The following is a 17,527-nucleotide window of genomic DNA, read 5'->3' on the forward strand; positions in this document are numbered from 1 at the left end:
CCGCCCTAAATCCCCGCGCCCTCCGGCCAGCGCAGCACCGCGCCATAGCCGACCTGCGCCGACCATGCCCCGTCGACCCCGGCGGCGGCGAGCGCGGCGCGGATCACCCCCATATGCGTCACCCACAGCGTGCGGCCGGGCCGGGCGCGATGGGCGGCGAGCGCCGCGTTCACCCGCGCTGCCAGCATCGCGACGCTTTCGCCGCCATGGTCGCGGGCGTGCATGAAATCGCCGGCCCAGCGGTCAAGCGCGTCGCGGCCGATCCGGTCCCAGGGCAGGCCTTCCCATGAACCGAAATCCATTTCGCGGATATCCGCTTCGATCTCAAACTCTTGCCCAAGATGTTCGGCCAGCGTCTGGGCCAGCTTGCGGCACCGCCTGAGCGGGCTGGAGACGATGGTGTCGATCCCGGCCTGATCGGCCAGCGCCGCACACACCGCCGCCGCCTCGTCGGCAAAGCTGTCCGCACAGTCGAGATCGGTGAGCCCGTAACAGATGCCGGGCGCGACCTCGGGCCGGGTGTGGCGGATCAGGATCAGGCCGTCCCGAGCCATGCCAGCACCCCCAGATAAAGGCCGGTTTCCGACAGCTGCTGCACCGCCCCCAGACAGTCGCCGGTGTAACCGCCCAGCCGCCGTTCGAACAGCGCCCGGGCGAGCACATGGCCCGCCGCCGCACCCGCCAGCCCCGCGCCGAGCGCGACGGGCGGCAGGCCGGCCAGCACCGCCCCGGCCCAGGCGGCGCCCGCCCCCGTCGCCACCGCAAAGGCCAGCCCGCCCGGCCCGACCGCATCGGCAACCGGCTTGGCGGTGCCGGCGTCGCGGACATAGCGGCTGGTGGCGATCACCAGCACGCTCGACAGCCGCCCCAGCGCATGACCGGCGATGAGCGCGGCGGCGGCGACAGGCGCGGCCATGGCGATGAGCGCCGCAGCCTTGAGCGCGAGCACGGTCATGAGCGCCAGCGCGCCGAAACTGCCCAGCCGGCTGTCGCGCATCACCTCCAGCATCCGCGCGCGGCTCATCACGCCCAGCCCGTCGAACAGATCGGCCAGCCCGTCCTCGTGAAAGCCGCCGGTCGCCATCAGCGCCACCGCCAGCGCCAGCAGCACCGCGACCGGCGCGGGATAGATGCGCGCCGCACCCAGCAGCACCAGCGCCGCGATCAGGCCGATGAGCGCGCCGACCAGCGGATACCAGCGCACCGCCATCGCCAGATGGCGGGGATCAAATGCAAAGCCCGGCACCGGCAGCCGGGTGAGGAACTGGATCGCGGCGAGCAGCGCCCGCCCCTCATCGGCGATCCGGGCGATCATTGCGGGCCGCTGACGCCCGCTGCCGAAAAGCTTGCCATGTCGCGGATCATCGCCGCAGCGGCGCGGACCAGCGGCCAGGCGAGCAGCGCGCCCGTGCCTTCGCCAAGCCTGAGGCCGAGGTCGAGCAGCGGCTCGGCATCCAGCGCCTCCAGCAGCGCGGCATGGCCGCGCTCGGCCGAGCGATGGGCGAAGACCAGCGCCGGGCGGACCGCGGGATCGATGGCGAGCGCAGCGGCAGCCGCCGCCCCGGCGATGAAGCCGTCAACGATCACGATCCGCCGCGCCTGTGCCGCGCCGAGCATCGCCCCGGCCATCATCGCGATTTCAAACCCGCCATATTCGGCAAGCGCGGTCAGCGCGTCGAGCTGCGGCGCGGTGCGCGCGGCGGCGCGCGCCAGCACCGCAGCCTTATGGGCCAGCGCGCCATCGTCCAGCCCGGTGCCGCGCCCGACCAGCAGATCGAGCGACACGCCGGTCAGCTTGTGGGCAACCAGGCTGGCGGCCGAGGTGTTGGCGATGCCCATTTCGCCCAGGCACAGAGCGTCGCACGCCGCCTCCTGCGCCAGCGCATGGCCGGCGCGCAGCGCCGCCGCGCATTGTTCGGCGGTCATCGCCGCTTCGACCGCGCTGTTGCGGGTGCCGCGCGCGATGCGGCGGTCGATCAGGCCGGGATGCTCCATCCTCGGCCCGGCCATGCCGGCATCGACGACGCTGAGCGGCACGCCAAGGCTGTTGGCAAAGACATTGGCCGCCGCCCCGCCGGCCAGAAAGTTCAGCACCATCTGCCGCGTCACTTCCTGCGGAAAGGCCGACACCCCCTCGCCCGCAATGCCGTGATCGCCGGCAAAGATGATCAGCGCGCACGCCGCCATCTGCGGATCGGTGCGCCCCTGCAGGGCCGCAATCTGCGCGGCCAGCGCCTCGATCCGGCCGAGCGCGCCCAGCGGCTTGGTCAGGCTGTCGATGCGCGCGCGGATCTGCCCCGCCAGGTCGTTGGATTGATCGATCATCCCCCGCCCTGCCCGCCGCGCGCCCCCGGGTCAAGCACCGCCGGATCGCGCCCCGATTGGCCGGCCGGTTGGCGGATCACCGCGCCCGCCCCCGCACTAGGCAAATATTTCCGCCCTGCCCGGCGGGCGCGTCCCGAGCGTCTATAAAGGAAACATTATTGGCCGAACGGAAGCCCGAACCCGTGCCCTCAGTCCCTTGCCTGCCCCGCATCGCCCTTGCCCACCCGGTCTCGCCCAGTCGGGCGCTGCGCGTCAGCGGAGGCACAGGCCGATGAAGGTCCTGTTCTATCTGCCCGTCATCACGCCCTGGTGGTTCGAAAACATCGTTGCGCCGATGATCCGCCGCGTGTCGGCCGAGGCAGAGGTGACGGTGCTGGCGCCCGCCCCCTGGTCGGGCACGGGCATCGGCCCGGCCGAGCTTGAGCGGCTGGCCGATCTGCCGCAGATCCGCTGGTGCCTGATCGAGGGCGAGGATCATCGCAGCTATCGCACCCGCCCGGCCGATCCGGACGGGCTGGCGGGCTTCGTTGCCGATCTTCAGCCCGATTATGTGATCTGCCGCAGCGCCGACCGCGATACGCCGCGCCGCTTTCCGGGCAAGGTGCGCTTTCTGATGGAAGGGGGCGTCGCGCCCTATCCGCTGCCGAGCCAGTGGGTCTGGTTAGCCGAGGATCTGTTCGATCATGGCGAGATGCCCGATCTGGACACCGACCAGCGCGCGGAGCTGACCGGCTGGCTGCGCCCGCTGGCCGACAGGCTGCGTGCGCGGATCGCGCGTGCGGCCTATCGGCCGGATGATTTCAACTGGCCCGACGATGTGCCGCGCCTGTTGATGCCGATCGAATATGCGCATCACGAAAACTTCTTCCCGATGCACCGGCCGGGGCCGGAGGCGAATGACGCGCTGATCCTGCACATCGCCCAGCAGCTGCGCGGCCGCGCCTTTGTCACGCTCGCCAATCATCCGCTCAACGACCTTCATCTGGGTCGGGGCACGCTGATGGCCGCTGTCGCCGCGACGCGCGGGCAGATGGCGATGCTGCCCGAATGCCGCGACGCACCTTCGGCGTCCGAACGTGCGGCGGCGGTGGTCGATGCGATGATCGTCGGCGATTCCAAGGCGTTTGGCGTCGCGGCATTCCTTGGCCTGCCCTTTGCCCGGCTATCGCGGTTCAAGACGGCAAGCTGGCTCAACGCCTATCCGGCGCTCGACCCGCTGATCGCGGATCTGAAGCGCGGCCGCGCCCGCTCCCCGTCGCCCGAAGACGCGCTCGCCTGGGCGGCGTTCCACATCGCCAACAATGCGTTCGATCCGGCCGACCCGCAGCTGGGGCTTGCCGACATCGTCGACCGGATCGACCGCCCGGTCGCGCCCGAACGCTGGGCGGCGGGCATGGCGCGGCTGGACGCCGTGCTGATGGAAAGCGCGGCATGACGGCGCGGCCTTCCCCCGCCCTTCAGCCCGTTCCCGCCCCCGGCCTGCCGAACCCGCCGCACCCGGCGATGCTGCGGCCTGGGTGCATGAGGTGATCGCCGCCGAACGCGACGCGCTGTCGGCGTTTCTGGCCGCACCGCCGCCGGGGCTTGACCGCATGGTCGCGCTGATCGCCGGGCAGGACCGGCCGATCACCTGCCTGGGCATGGGCAAATCGGGGCTGGTCGCGGCCAAGATCGCGGCGACCTTTTCCAGCCTCGGCACCCCCGCCTTCTGCCTCAATGCCGGCGAGGCCGCGCATGGCGATCTGGGCGCGGTGCAGCGCGACAATGTCGTCATCCTGTTTTCCAACAGCGGCACGACCGAGGAGATTGTCCGCATCCTGCCGCTGCTGAAGGCGCGGGGATGCGTGCTGATCGGCATCATCGGCCGCACCGATTCCCCGCTCGCGCGCGCCGTCGATCATCTGATCCCGGCGGAAATCGCGCGCGAGGCGGATCATATCGGCATGGCCCCGACCGCGAGCACGACGCTGCACATGGCGATCGGCGATGCGCTGGCCGTGGCGGTGGCGCGGGCACGCGGCATCACCGCGCGCGATTTCCTGATGCACCACCCGGCCGGGCTGCTCGGCCGGCGGATGATCCCGGTCCGCAGCGTGATGCGCGCGGGCGCGGACCTGCCCTTTGTCCTGCCATCGGCGTCGCTGGCCGAGCTGCTGTCGGTGATGAGCGCGCGGCGGCTGGGCGCGGCGGCGGTGATCGACCATGGCCGGCGGCTGATCGGGATCGTCGTCGATGGCGACATCCGCCGCCACATCCAGGCGCGGCGCGACGTCTATGCGCTGACCGCCGGCGAGGTGATGACCCGCGATCCGGTGACGGTTGGCGAAGATGCGACGATCGGGGATGTGCTGACGCTGCTGCGCGACGGGCCGCGCCGCGTGTCGGTGCTGCCGGTGGTGGCCGTGGACGGCGCGCTGGTCGGGATGCTCCACGCCAATGACGTGCTGAACGGATAAGGAAGACATGAAGATCGTCGCCTATGTGCCCGCCAAGGGGCAGAGCGAACGGGTGGCCAACAAGAATGTCCGCATTCTCGACGGCGAGCATCTGTTCAAGCGCAAGCTGCGCCAGCTGCTGGCGTGCAGGCACCTGACCGAGCTGTGCCTCGACACCGAATCCGCCGAGCTGGCGGCGCTGGCCGACGACCTGCCGGTCACGTGGCTGAAGCGCCCGGCCGAGCTGGCGTCCAACGCCGCCGACGGTCATCAGATGTTCGCCTGGGAAGCCGCGCAGCGCCCCGATGCCGATCTGTGGGTGCAGGTGCTGTGCACCGCCCCGTTCGTGACCGCCGACACCGTGACCCGCGCGATCGACGCGCTGCTCGCCGATCCCGACGCCGACAGCCTGGTCGCGGTCACATCGGCCAAGCAATATTGCTGGGCGGGGCGCGACCCCGTTTATGGCCGGGGCCGCGTGCCCAACAGCGTCGAGCTGCCGCCGACCGTGATCGAGGCGATGAGCCTGTATATCGTCCGCCGCCCGGCGGATGGCTCGCTGCCCACCCAGCGTTTCGGCCGCCGGCCGATCCTGTTCGAACTGGATCCGCTGGAACAGATCGACATCAATATGCCGGCCGATTTCGCGCTCGCCGAAACCATCGCCGCCGGGCAGCGCGCCGCCGAGGTCTCGCGGTTCCGCGCGCTCAGCCGCCATCTGTCGTCGTCGGTGCTTGCCGATCTGATGAAGGAACGCGGCCACCGCGCCGTGCTGTCCCCCGCCATCCGGCCGACCAGCCCGGGCCGCATCCTCGGGCGGGCGCGGCCGATCCAGCTGGTTGCCCTGCCGAACCGCCCGGCCCCTGAGGGCGAGGCGTGGAAGGGCATTTACGGCGCGCTCCATTCCTATCGCTTCGTCCGGCCCGGCGACGTCATCATGGTCGCGACCGAGGTGCCCGAACGCGCCTATTTCGGCGATCTCAACGCCAATCTGGCGATCCGCGCCGGCGCCGTCGGCACGATCGTCGACGGGGCGACGCGCGACACCGCCGATGTCCGCGCGCTCGGCCTGCCCGTCTATGCGCGGACAAGCCATTGCGACGACATCAAATATGAAGGCACGCTGGGATCGATCAACCGGCCGGTCGCGATGGGCGGCGTGCCCGTCGCGCCCGACGATGTCGTCTTTGCCGATGAAGACGGGGTGGTCGTGATCCCGGCCCGGATGTGGGACGAGATCGAGGCGGCGGCGTGGGAGGTGATCGGCAACGAGGCGCGCATCCGCCATTTTGCCGCGCGCGGCCGCGACGTCGATGAAATCCTTGCCGAATGCGGAGCGTTCTGATGACCGAGACCCCGGCCGCCACCCTGCCGCGCACCGTCGAGATTGGCGGGCTGAGCCTCGCCAATGACCGGCCCTTCGTCCTCATCGCCGGGCCGTGCGCGATGGAAAGCCGCGCCCATGCGCTGGACATGGCGGCGGCGCTCACCGAAATCTGTCAAGGCCTTGGGATCGGGCTGATCTTCAAAAGCTCGTTCGACAAGGGCAACCGCACGTCGATCAACGGCGCGCGCGGGATCGGCATGGACGCCGCCCTGCCCGTCTTTGCCGAGATCCGCGAGCGTTTCGGCTGCCCGGTGCTGACCGACGTCCATGAACCGGGCAGTGTGCGCCGGTGGCCGAGGCGGTCGATGTGCTGCAGATCCCGGCCTTTTTGTGCCGGCAGACCGATCTGCTGGTCGCCGCTGCGCGCACCGGCCGCGCAGTCAATGTCAAGAAAGGCCAGTTCCTTGCCCCGTGGGACATGAAGAATGTCGCCGCCAAGCTGGTGGCGGCGGGCAATGACCGGGTGATCCTGTGCGAACGCGGCGCGAGCTTTGGCTACAACATGCTGGTCAGCGACATGCGGTCGCTGCCGATCATGGCCGAAACCGGTTTTCCGGTGATGTTCGACGCCACCCATTCGGTCCAGCAGCCCGGCGGGCGCGGCGACGCCTCGGGCGGGGAGCGCCGCTTCGTGCCGACGCTGGCGACCGCGGCGGCGGCGATCGGGGTGGCCGCGATCTTCCTTGAAACGCATGAAGAGCCGGACCGTGCGCCGAGCGACGGGCCGAACATGGTGCCGCTGGCCGACATGCCGGCGCTGCTCGCCCGGCTGCAGGCGTTCGACCGGCTGGCCAAGGCGCGCTGACCCCGCCTCCGTCCCGAAGCTGTTGTCCCGCATCTCTCCGGCCCACCCGGCGTTGACCGGCGCGCGCGCCCGCGCCACTGGGGCGGCAACATGCGGGGCACCCCGCCGACGGAGACGTGTGCGATGGATTATGATGCCGAACTCAAGCTGTTCGTCGATGGCGCATGGCGCGCCGGCGAGGGGCGCGATGCCCAGCCGGTGATCGATCCGGCGCGCGGCGCGGCGATTGCCGAAGTGCCGCTCGCCAGCGCCGCCGATCTCGAACAGGCGCTGGTCGCGGCCGATGCCGGGTTCCGCGCCTGGCGGGCCACCGATGTCGAGGCGCGCGCGGCGATCCTGCACAAGGCGGCGGCGCTGCTGCGCGAGCGGACCGAGCGGATCGCGACGCTGCTGACGCTCGAACAGGGCAAGCCGCTGGTCGAGGCGCGCGGCGAGGTCGCGGGCGCGGCGCAGCTGTTCGATTATTATGCCGAGGAAGCCAAGCGCGCTTATGGCCGGGTGCTGGTGCGCCCGACCGGCACCCGCTCGATCGTCATCCGCCAGCCGGCCGGCCCGGTCGCGTCATTCACGCCGTGGAATTTCCCCGTCTATCTGATGGCCAAGAAGCTGGCTGCGGCGCTCGCCGCCGGCTGTTCGGTGATCGCCAAGCCGCCGGAGGAAACGCCCGGCTCGACCTCGGCGCTGATGCGCGCGGTGATCGATGCCGGGGTGCCGGGCAATGTCGCCCAGCTGGTGTTCGGCGTGCCCGACACGGTCAGCCGCACGCTCATCGCCTCGCCGGTGATCCGCAAGCTCAGCTTCACCGGATCGGTGCCGGTCGGCCGCCATCTGATGAAGCTTGCCGCCGACGGGCTGAAGCTCGTCACCATGGAACTGGGCGGCCATGCCCCGGTGATGGTGTTTGCCGATTGCGACCTTGAACGGACGCTCGACATGGTCGTGCCGCAGAAGTTCCGCAACGCCGGCCAGGTCTGCGTGTCGCCGACGCGTTTCCATGTCGAGCGCAGCATCTATGACCGGTTCGTGGCCGGCTTTGCCGCCCGCACCGCCGCGCTGTCGGTCGGGTCGGGGCTGGATCCGGCGACGCGCATGGGTCCGCTCGCCAATCGCCGCCGCCCCGATGCGATCGAGGCGCTGGTCGGCGATGCGGTGGCGCGCGGGGCGCGGGTGGCGCATGGCGGGGCGCGCTTCGGCCAGGGCTTTTTCTTCCAGCCGACGGTGCTGGCCGATGTGCCGCTCGACGCCGATGTGATGTCGACCGAGCCGTTCGGCCCGGTGGCGCTCATTCGCCCGTTCGACAGCGAGGAGGAAGCGGTGGCCGAGGCCAATCGCCTGCCTTACGGCCTTGCCGCCTTCGCCTTCACCGAAAATGGCCGCCGCGCCAACCGGCTGGGCGACATGATCGAGGCCGGGATGATCGGCATCAACAGCTTTGCCATCTCGGTCGTCGACGCGCCGTTCGGCGGGGTCAAGGATTCGGGCTTTGGCCGCGAAGGCGGGCCGGAAGGGCTTGAAAGCTATATGGTGACCAAGGCGATCCACCAGGCCTGAGCGGCAGCTCCTGGGCTGGTGCGGGCGGTCGGACTCGAACCGACATATCCGTGAGGACGGCGGATTTTGAGTCCGCTGCGTCTACCAATTCCGCCACGCCCGCATGCCTGGCTGGCCCCGCTCTAGCGAAGCGCCCCCGGCGCTGCAACCGGGGCCGCCACCCGACCGGCAGGGCTGTGGCGGATGACAGGCTGTAGCGGATGACAGGGGCGTGAAAATGCGTCATGGCGCTGGCCGTTCACTGGAGTTTCCGCCCTTGCCGCCCGCCCCGCCGCCACCGCCCCGCAGCCCGTCCCGCGCGCCCGACCTTTCCGGGCAGCGCATCGCCAAGCTGCTGGCCCGCGCCGGGATCGCGTCGCGCCGCGACGTCGAACGGATGATCGCCGAAGGGCGGATCGCGATCGATGGGGTGACGGTGACGACCCCGGCGACGATCCTGACATCGCTGCACGGCGTCACGGTGGACGGCCAGCCGGTCCGCGCCCCCGCGCCGGCGCGGCTGTTCCTGTTCCACAAGCCGCGCGGGCTGCTGACGGCGGCGCGCGATCCGGCCGGGCGGCCGACCATCTATGACCGGCTGCCCGACGATCTGCCGCGGGTGATGCCGGTCGGGCGGCTCGACCTCAACACCGAGGGGCTGTTGCTGCTGACCACCGACGGCGAGCTGAAACGCGCCCTCGAACTGCCGTCGACCGGGGTGCCGCGCACCTATCGCGCCCGCGCTTACGGGCAGATCAGCCAGGCCGATCTGGAGGCGCTGATCGAGGGGGTGGAGATTGACGGCATGCGCTATGGCGCGATCGACGCCAATCTGGAACGGCGCACCGGTGCCAATGTGTGGATCGAGCTGACGCTGACCGAGGGCAAGAACCGCGAGGTGCGCCGCGTGCTCGAGCATCTGGGGCTGGAGGTCAGCCGGCTGATCCGCACCCGTTACGGGCCGTTCGTGCTCGACGATCTGGCCGAAGGCGCAGTCGCGGAAGTGCGCCAGCATGATCTGGTCGTGTTCCGCCGCACGCTCAAGCCCGGCAAGGGCGCGTTCGAGCCGGCCGATCCCCGCCCCGCCCCGCCGCCGCCCGCACGGCGCGGCCCGGAACGGACCGGCGCGGGCCGCCCCCGCCCCGTCGGGCGCGACGCCGCGCCCAAGGCCGGTGCCGGTGCTGTGGGGCGCACGCTGCGGCCAAAGCCGGTCAGGCCGGACGAGCGCCCCGCCGACAGCGTCCGTCAGCCAGGCAGTGCGCCGGGTGCGCGTCCGCGCCTGCGCGCCGAGAATGAGGGCGGCGACGGGCGGCAGGCCCGCGCGCCGCGAGGGCGGGCGGACCGGCATGGCGGGACCGACGAGACGGCCAAGGGCGCACACGGACGCGCCCGGCCCGACCGCGCCGCGCCGGACACTAGGCCGCCCAGGCGGGCAGCGCCGGATGGCAGACCGCCCAGGCGCGCGAGGGAGCCGGACGGCGGCACCGGGCGTGATTTCGGGACGAAGCCGGAGCGCGGCCCCCGCCCCGAGCGCCGCCAGGATCAGGCCGGCCGGCCGCCGCGTGCCGGCAAGGGCCGTGCGCCCGGCAGCGGCCCCGGCGACGCTGACCGCCCGGCGCGCGGCGGCGGCCCGCATTCGCCCGCGCCCACCGGGCCGGGCCGGCCGCCGCGTCCCACCCGCCCCGGCGGGCGGCCCCGGCGGGGCTGAGCGGCGATGCGGATCATTTCGGGCCAGTGGCGCGGCCGCACGCTGATCGCGCCTGAAGGCGAGGCAACCCGCCCGACCGCCGACCGGACGCGCGAGGCGCTGTTTTCGATGCTGACCAGCCGGCTCGGCAGTTTCGAGGCGCTGCGCGTCGCCGATCTGTTCGCCGGCACCGGCGCGCTGGGGCTGGAGGCGCTGTCGCGCGGCGCGGGCGCGTGCGTGTTCGTCGAACGCGACCATGCGGCGCTGGCCGCGCTCAAGGCCAATATCGCCCGGCTGGGCGCGACCGGGGCCGAAATCCGCGCCCAGGCGGCCGAAGGCTTTGCCGGCGGGCCGTTCGACATCGTGTTCCTCGATCCGCCCTATCGCTCGGGCCTTGGGGTGAAGGTGCTGCCGCGCCTCGCGCTCGAGCCGGGCTGCTGGGCGAGCATCGAGACGGCGTTTGACGAGGATGTGGAGGTGCCCGGCTTTGCGGTCGACGCGGTGCGCCGCCATGGCAAGGCGAAGCTGACGCTGCTGCGCAAGCTCTGAACTCCCATCGCCCGCGCCGATGGCCGGCATTGACGGGCCGCGTGATCCGCGCGAGCCTGCCCCGCCCGCCGCATCGGGCGCGGCAGCCGGGAGGGACCAATGGCGCACAAATTCGTGATCAAGAAGACCGATGGCGGCGAATATCGCGCCTATTTCAAATACAACAGCGAAACGATCTTCTGGACCGAGGCCTATTCCGCCAAGGCCGGCGCGCGCAACGCGATCGACTCGATCCTGAAAAACGGCCCGACCGCCCCCATCGAAGAGGAGTGAGCGGGGCGCGGGAAAACCGGGCCGGGACGTGACGGCACAGCAGGCGGCGGTTGCGATCATCGCCCGTGTTCCCTAGTTGTTCGCGCGTGACCCTGCCCGATCCCCCTCCCCCCGTGCCCGGCCCCGCCGACCCGCCTTATCTGGCCGGGCTGAACCCGCCGCAGCGCGCCGCGGTGCTGACCACCGACGGCCCGGTGCTGGTGCTTGCCGGGGCAGGCACCGGCAAGACGGCGGCGCTGACCGCGCGGCTCGCGCATCTGATCGCCACCGGCCGCGCCCGGCCGGGAGAGATTCTGGCCGTCACCTTCACCAACAAGGCGGCGCGCGAGATGCGCGAACGCACCGGGCGGATGATCGGCGCGGCGGTCGAGGGGATGCCCTGGCTCGGCACCTTTCACGCCATCGCCGCGCGGATGCTGCGCCGCCATGCCGAGCTGGTCGGGCTGCAATCAAACTTCACCATTCTCGACACCGATGATCAGCTGCGCCTGCTCAAGCAGCTGATCGTCGCCGACGGCATTGACGAGAAACGCTGGCCCGCGCGCCAGCTCGCCGGGCTGATCGACCGGTGGAAGAATGGCGGGCTGACCCCGGCGGATGTCGGGCCGGGCGAGGCGGAGGCCTATGCCGGCGGCAGGGGGGCGGCGCTTTATGCCGCCTATCAGCAGCGGCTGGCGGCGGTGAATGCCTGTGATTTCGGCGATCTGCTGCTGCACATGCTGACGATCCTGAAAACGCACCGCGATGCGCTGGAGAGCTATCAGCGCCGCTTTGCCTATATCATGGTCGATGAATATCAGGACACCAATGCCAGCCAGTATCTGTGGCTGCGCCTGCTGGCCCAGGGGCGGCGCAACATCTGCTGCGTCGGCGATGACGATCAGTCCATCTATTCATGGCGCGGGGCCGAAGTCGCCAACATCCTGCGGTTCGAACGCGATTTTCCGGGTGCCGAGATCATCCGGCTGGAACAGAATTACCGGTCGACCGGCCACATCCTGGGCGCGGCGTCGGGCCTGATCGCCGCCAATAGCGGGCGGCTGGGCAAGACGCTGTGGACGGCGGCGGACGGCGGCGAGAAGGTGCGCGTGCTGGGCGTATGGGACGGGCCGGAAGAGGCGCGCCGCGTGGGCGAGATGATCGAGGATCATCGCCGCGCCGCATCGGGCCGGCCGATGCCGCTGGCCGACTGCGCGATCCTGGTGCGCGCCCAGTTCCAGACCCGCGAGTTCGAAGACCGGTTCATCGCCATCGGCCTGCCCTATCGCATCGTCGGGGGCCTGCGCTTTTACGAGCGGCAGGAGATCCGCGACGCGCTTGCCTATCTGCGGCTGGTCAGCCAGCCGGCCGACGATCTGGCGTTCGAGCGCATCATCAACACGCCCAAGCGCGGGCTGGGAGACAAGGCGATGGCGCGGCTGCACGCGCTCGCCCGTGCCGAGGGGTGCCGCTGATGGCGGCGGCGGCGCGGATCATCGACAGCGACGAGCTGACGCCCCAGGCGCGGCGCGCGCTGACCGGCTTTGTCGGCGCGGTCGCGCGCTGGCGCGATCTGGCTGCCAGCCTCGACCATCCCGATCTTGCCCGCCAGATCCTCGATGACAGCGGCTATACCGCGATGTGGCAGGCCGAAAAATCGGCCGATGCCGCCGGGCGGCTGGAAAATCTGAACGAACTCGTCCGCGCGATGGAGGAGTATGACACGCTGGGCGCGTTCCTCGAGCATGTCAGCCTGGTCATGGACAATGACGATGGCCGCAGCGCCGATCAGGTGACGCTGATGACCATCCACGCCGCCAAGGGGCTGGAGTTCGACACGCTGTTCCTGCCCGGCTGGGAAGAAGGGGTGTTCCCGTCGCAGCGCGCGCTCGACGAAGGCGGCACGGCCAGCCTGGAGGAGGAACGCCGGCTCGCCTATGTCGCGATCACCCGCGCGCGGCGGCAGGCAACGATCCTGCACGCCGCCAATCGCCGCATCTATGGCCAGTGGACGAGCGCCATCCCCTCGCGCTTCATCGGCGAGCTGCCCGCCGAGCATGTGGTTGCCGAAGACAGCCTGGCCGGCGGGGCGAGCCTGTGGCGCGCCGCATGGTCGCCGCATGAGGATCCCTTTGCCCATGTCGCGGGGCGCGAGACCGGGCGCGGCCCCGGCTGGCGGCGCGCGGCGGTGAGCGGGGTGCAGCCCCAGCCCCGGCTGGTCGAGGCACGGGCGAGCGCGGTCAGCCTGGGCCAGCCGGGGCGCAGCGACCTGACGGTCGGGCAGCGCGTATTCCACCAGAAATTCGGCTATGGCGCGATCGCGGTGATCGAGGGCAACAAGCTGGAAATCGATTTCGAGCAATCGGGCCGCAAGCGGGTGATCGACAGCTTCGTCACGCCCGGCTGATCAACCCGGCGGGGCCGGAAAGGCCGGGGAAAAGGGGTGATCAGTCCGCGCTGGCCGTGCGCTGGCCCATGAACGCCGCCAGCGCGTCGCGGCCTTCCTGGCTGTCCAGCGCCCCGCCATGGCCGACCGGCACCGGGCGCAGCGTGACCTGCGCGCCTTTGGCCGTCAGCTGGTCGGCAAACTCGCGCATCCGCCGGGGGCGGATCACCTTGTCCCCGGTGCCCGACAGCAGCAGGATCGGCGCGCGGCCGGCAAGCGCATAGCCGAAATAGTCGAACCCGCGCAGCGCCTCGTCGGTCCGCACCTTGACGAACGGCTTGGCGATGCCGGGCACGAAATCGCGGCCGATCGCCTGATAATCGGCGGCGCTGCCCTCGATGATCAGCCCGGCAAAGCCGCCGCCACGCACCATCGCCGCCGCCATGCTGCCGCCGAAGGACAGGCCATAGGCATAGACCGGCCCCGCCCCCAGCCAGCCGTCGCGCCGCAGCCGTTCGACCATCGCCGGGCCGAACGCGACCGCCGCAGCGATCGTCGCCGGCACGGTGGTGCCGCCCCGGCCCGGATAATCGTAAAGGATGATGTCCGCGCCGGTGACGGCGGCAAGGCTCGCGGCCATGCGGCTGGATGCGTCGGAATCGACGAACCCGCCATTGCCCGCGCTGTAGATGATCGCCGCATCGCTGCCCGGATTGTCGAGCCGCACCACCCGGACCTGCCCGATCCCGTCCAGATCGATCATCCGGCTGGTGGCGACATAACCAGGCGGCGCTTTCAGCACCTGATCGGGGGCCGCCAGTGTTTCGCGCGGGAAAAAGCTCGCCTGCGTGATCACCGCCGTGCAGCCACCTGCACCACCGGCAATCATCGCCCCGATCAGCACCGACCTGAACAGTGACATGCGCGCCCTTTCGCCCGAACAGCCGTTGTCGTTGATGCGGCGGACAAGATTTTGATTATACAGGAACCGCTGTCAACCGAGTGCGTGCTCCGCAAAAACAGAAATTTGGTCTCAGGAGGATAACCAGCACGCGCGCACGATTGCTGGCGAATGCCCCCCAATAGCTTTGTTACGGCGCTGCATCCGGAATGCCGGGAGCCGAGCCCGGCCCGACCATGCTCTATTTGCGCCCGAACAGCTTTTCGACATCGGCCATGGACAGCTTCACCCAGGTCGGGCGGCCATGGTTGCACTGGCCGCTGTGCGGGGTTGCCTCCATTTCGCGCAGCAGGGCGTTCATTTCGGCGACCGACAGCGACCGGCCGGCGCGCACGCTGCCATGGCAGGCCATGGTGGCGGCGATCGCGTCCAGCCGTTCGCCAAGGCTGAGCGCGGCGTCGAACGCGGCCAGATCATCGGCCAGGTCGCGCACCAGCGCCTGCGGATCATCGGTGCCGAGCAGCGCGGGGGTCGCGCGCACCAGCATCGCCGCCGGGCCGAAACGTTCCAGATCCAGCCCCAAGGCCGCCAGCTCTGCCGCCCGCGCCTCCAGCCGGTCGCACGCCGGTTCGTCCAGCTCGACCACTTCGGGCAGCAGCAGCGCCTGCGCGGCCACGCGGCCATCGGCGGTCGCGCGGCGCATGCGTTCAAGCACCAGCCGCTCATGCGCGGCATGCTGGTCGACAAGCACCAGCCCATCCTCGGCCTCGGCAACGATATAGGTCGCCGCCACCTGCCCGCGCGCCACGCCCAGCGGATGGCGCACCGCCTGCGGCACGGGCGCAAACGCCGCCTCCGCCCGGCCGAGCGGCGCCCATCCCGGACCGGAGGATGCGGGCGCGGGTGATGCGGGCGGCGGGAACCCCGCCCCGCCCGAACCGGCCAGCATGGCGGGTGCGCCGCCCGCCAGACCATCAAGCGCCATCTGCCCCGGCCCCGGCCAGCCGGTCAGGGCATCATGCACGGCAGCGCCTGCGGGCGCAGCGGGCATCCCCGTCTGCCAGCCCGACAGGATCGAGGGGGCCCGCGCGCTCTGATGCCCCGCGGCATCGAGCGCGCGGCGAATGCCGCCGACGATCAGGCCGCGCACCGCCGCCGGGTCGCGGAACCTGACTTCGGTCTTGGCGGGATGCACGTTCACATCCACCTCGGTCAGCGGCAGATCGAGGAACAGCGCGACCAGCGGATGGCGGTCGCGCGCCAGCAGATCGGCATAGGCCCCGCGCACCGCGCCGGCGAGCAGCCGGTCCTTCACCGGCCGCCCGTTCACGAACAGATATTGATGATCGGCGACCCCGCGGCTGAAGGTCGGCAGCCCGGCCACCCCGCCCAGCACCAGCGTGTCGCGCACCAGATCGATGGCGATGCTGTTGGCCGGCAGATCGCGGTCGGTGAGCGCGGCGACACGCCCGGGCCGGCTGTCGCCGGGCGGCACCGACAAGGTGGTGCGCCCGTCATGATCAAGGGTGAAGCCGATGTCCGCCCGCGCCATCGCCAGCCGCCGCACCGCATCCAGACAGGCGGCATATTCGGCGCGGGGCGAACGCAGGAATTTGCGCCGCGCCGGCACGCGTTCGAACAGCGCCTCGACCCGGATGCGCGTCCCCGGCGGCAGCGCGGCCGGCCCTTCGCGCCCGACGGCGCCATTGTCGATCTCAAGCGCCCAGCCATCGGCGCCGCGCACCCGGCTTTCGATCCGCATCCGCGCGACGCTGGCGATCGAGGGCAGCGCCTCGCCGCGAAAGCCGAGCGTCGCCACCTGATCGATGGCGTCGTCCGGCAGCTTCGACGTGGCGTGACGCTCGATCGCCAGCCGCATGTCGGCGGGAGTCATGCCGCAGCCGTCATCCGCGACCTCGATCAGCTCGGTCCCGCCCGCGCCCAGCCGGATGGCGATGCGCCGCGCGCCCGCGTCGATGGCGTTTTCGACCAGTTCCTTCAGCGCGCTGGCCGGTCTTTCCACCACTTCACCGGCGGCGATGCGATTGACCAGATGCGAGGGCAGGCGACGTATTGACATGCCCCACGCTCTAGCCCAAGCCGCCGAGGCCCGCGACCCGGTCCCTCTGTGCAAACGCGAAAAGATTCCGTGCCGATGGCCGTTGGAGCGGGCGACAGGCCCCATTGGGGGAAGCGGGACCTTATCGGACGGATCTGGGCATGTTCTTTTCGCGTTTCTTCAAATTCATTTCGCACGACATGGCAATCGACCTCGGCACGGCCAACACGGTCGTCTATGTGCGCGGGCGCGGCATCGTGCTCAACGAGCCGTCGGTGGTCGCGATCGAGACGGTCAACGGCGTCAAGCGCGTCAAGGCCGTGGGCGATGATGCCAAGCTGATGATGGGCAAGACGCCCGACACGATCCAGGCCATCCGCCCGCTGCGCGACGGCGTGATCGCCGACATCGACGTCGCCGAACAGATGATCAAGCATTTCATCACCAAGGTGCACGGCCAGCGGCGCTTTCCGCGCTGGCCGGAAATCGTGATCTGCGTCCCCTCCGGCTCGACCTCGGTCGAACGGCGCGCGATCCGCGACGCCGCCTCCAATGCCGGGGCCAGCCAGGTGTGGCTGATCGAGGAGCCGATGGCGGCCGCGATCGGTGCCGACATGCCGGTCACCGAGCCGATTGGCTCGATGGTCGTCGATATCGGCGGCGGCACCACCGAGGTGGCGGTTCTGTCGCTGCGCGGCCTTGCCTATACCACCTCGGTGCGCGTCGGCGGCGACAAGATGGACGAAGCCATCGCCTCCTATGTCCGGCGCAACCACAATCTGCTGATCGGCGAAGCGACTGCCGAGCGGATCAAGAAGGAAGTGGGCACCGCCAAGCCGCCGGCCGACGGCGTCGGCAAGACCATCCAGATCAAGGGCCGCGACCTGGTGAACGGCGTGCCCAAGGAAATCGAGATCAACCAGGGCCAGATCGCCGAAGCCCTGTCCGAACCGGTCGGCACGATCATCGAGGGCGTGCGCATCGCGCTTGAAAACACCGCCCCTGAACTCGCCGCCGACATTGTCGATCAGGGCATCGTCATCACCGGCGGCGGCGCGCTGCTCGAAGGGCTGGACGAGGTGCTGCGCGACGAGACCGGGCTGCCGGTGACGATCGCCGACGATCCGCTGACCTGCGTGGCGCTGGGCACCGGTCGGGCGCTTGAAGACCCGATGTTCCGCGGCGTCCTGCTGACCGCCTGAACCGGGCGG

At 70.7% G+C, this 17,527-nt stretch carries 13 protein-coding genes, 1 tRNA gene and 2 pseudogenes; 10 read left to right on the top strand and 6 right to left on the bottom strand.

The features are described from left to right. Positions 1-5: 5 nt before the first annotated feature. The 3 genes from GVO57_RS13075 to cobT are packed head-to-tail and all read right to left on the bottom strand — an operon-like array spanning position 6 to position 2,325. The gene (locus tag GVO57_RS13075; protein ID WP_160593597.1) at positions 6-554 is read right to left on the bottom strand and encodes a histidine phosphatase family protein; all 549 of its coding nucleotides are present in this window, start codon (positions 552-554) and stop codon (positions 6-8) included. Then, the gene (gene cobS, locus GVO57_RS13080) at positions 536-1,315 is read right to left on the bottom strand and encodes an adenosylcobinamide-GDP ribazoletransferase (protein ID WP_160593598.1); all 780 of its coding nucleotides are present in this window, start codon (positions 1,313-1,315) and stop codon (positions 536-538) included. Before cobS ends, GVO57_RS13075 begins: the two co-directional genes overlap by 19 nt. Continuing rightward, entirely contained in the window at positions 1,312-2,325 is a 1,014-nt protein-coding gene (gene cobT, locus GVO57_RS13085; protein ID WP_160593599.1) for a nicotinate-nucleotide--dimethylbenzimidazole phosphoribosyltransferase, read from the bottom strand. The genes cobS and cobT overlap by 4 nt, the downstream gene beginning before the upstream one ends. A 271-nt stretch (positions 2,326-2,596) precedes the next feature. Here cobT and GVO57_RS13090 point away from each other — a divergent pair, with 271 nt between their 5' ends. The 5 genes and pseudogenes from GVO57_RS13090 (at position 2,597) to GVO57_RS13110 (ending at position 8,503) form a co-directional block, all read left to right on the top strand. Then, complete coding sequence (locus GVO57_RS13090) at positions 2,597-3,760, top strand: hypothetical protein (RefSeq protein WP_160593600.1); 1,164 nt, start codon at positions 2,597-2,599, stop codon at positions 3,758-3,760. An 82-nt stretch (positions 3,761-3,842) separates the two neighbouring features. Next, positions 3,843-4,781 carry a KpsF/GutQ family sugar-phosphate isomerase gene (locus GVO57_RS13095; RefSeq protein ID WP_160593601.1) on the top strand — a complete coding sequence of 313 codons (939 nt, stop codon included), beginning with the start codon at positions 3,843-3,845 and terminating at the stop codon, positions 4,779-4,781. Positions 4,782-4,788: 7 nt separating this feature from the next. Then, complete coding sequence (locus GVO57_RS13100; RefSeq protein WP_160593602.1) at positions 4,789-6,105, top strand: RraA family protein; 1,317 nt, start codon at positions 4,789-4,791, stop codon at positions 6,103-6,105. Then, positions 6,105-6,952, top strand: a pseudogene (gene kdsA, locus GVO57_RS13105) (3-deoxy-8-phosphooctulonate synthase). The gene GVO57_RS13100 and the pseudogene kdsA overlap by 1 nt, the downstream one beginning before the upstream one ends. 123 nt (positions 6,953-7,075) lie before the next feature. Continuing rightward, positions 7,076-8,503, top strand: coding sequence for an NAD-dependent succinate-semialdehyde dehydrogenase (locus GVO57_RS13110; protein WP_160593603.1), 1,428 nt, complete (start codon positions 7,076-7,078; stop codon positions 8,501-8,503). A gap of 16 nt (positions 8,504-8,519) precedes the next feature. Here the strand turns inward: GVO57_RS13110 and GVO57_RS13115 are convergent. Further along, positions 8,520-8,606, bottom strand: a tRNA-Leu gene (locus GVO57_RS13115). 114 nt (positions 8,607-8,720) lie between these two features. Between GVO57_RS13115 and GVO57_RS13120 the strand changes: the two genes are divergently transcribed. The 4 genes and pseudogenes from GVO57_RS13120 to GVO57_RS13135 all read left to right on the top strand — a co-directional run bounded on the left by GVO57_RS13120 (position 8,721) and on the right by GVO57_RS13135 (position 13,377). Further along, positions 8,721-10,190, top strand: coding sequence for a pseudouridine synthase (locus tag GVO57_RS13120; RefSeq protein ID WP_160594020.1), 1,470 nt, complete (start codon positions 8,721-8,723; stop codon positions 10,188-10,190). Between the two features lie 6 nt (positions 10,191-10,196). Beyond that, positions 10,197-10,718, top strand: coding sequence for a 16S rRNA (guanine(966)-N(2))-methyltransferase RsmD (rsmD, locus tag GVO57_RS13125; RefSeq protein ID WP_160593604.1), 522 nt, complete (start codon positions 10,197-10,199; stop codon positions 10,716-10,718). 99 nt (positions 10,719-10,817) lie between these two features. Beyond that, complete coding sequence (locus tag GVO57_RS13130; protein WP_160593605.1) at positions 10,818-10,991, top strand: YegP family protein; 174 nt, start codon at positions 10,818-10,820, stop codon at positions 10,989-10,991. An 86-nt stretch (positions 10,992-11,077) separates the two neighbouring features. Continuing rightward, a pseudogene (locus GVO57_RS13135) lies at positions 11,078-13,377 on the top strand (ATP-dependent helicase). Between the two features lie 40 nt (positions 13,378-13,417). Here the strand turns inward: GVO57_RS13135 and GVO57_RS13140 are convergent. Next, on the bottom strand, positions 13,418-14,278 hold the full coding sequence (locus GVO57_RS13140; protein ID WP_160593606.1) for an alpha/beta fold hydrolase: 861 nt from the start codon (positions 14,276-14,278) through the stop codon (positions 13,418-13,420). Positions 14,279-14,498: 220 nt separating this feature from the next. Next, complete coding sequence (gene mutL, locus GVO57_RS13145; RefSeq protein ID WP_160593607.1) at positions 14,499-16,337, bottom strand: DNA mismatch repair endonuclease MutL; 1,839 nt, start codon at positions 16,335-16,337, stop codon at positions 14,499-14,501. A gap of 140 nt (positions 16,338-16,477) precedes the next feature. On the opposite strand from mutL, the gene GVO57_RS13150 reads away from it, so the two are divergent. Beyond that, the gene (locus GVO57_RS13150; RefSeq protein WP_160593608.1) at positions 16,478-17,518 is read left to right on the top strand and encodes a rod shape-determining protein; all 1,041 of its coding nucleotides are present in this window, start codon (positions 16,478-16,480) and stop codon (positions 17,516-17,518) included. The last annotated feature ends 9 nt before the right edge of the window (positions 17,519-17,527 follow it).

Origin of the sequence: Sphingomonas changnyeongensis, from assembly GCF_009913435.1 — a bacterium.
Lineage (GTDB): Bacteria > Pseudomonadota > Alphaproteobacteria > Sphingomonadales > Sphingomonadaceae > Sphingomonas_B > Sphingomonas_B changnyeongensis.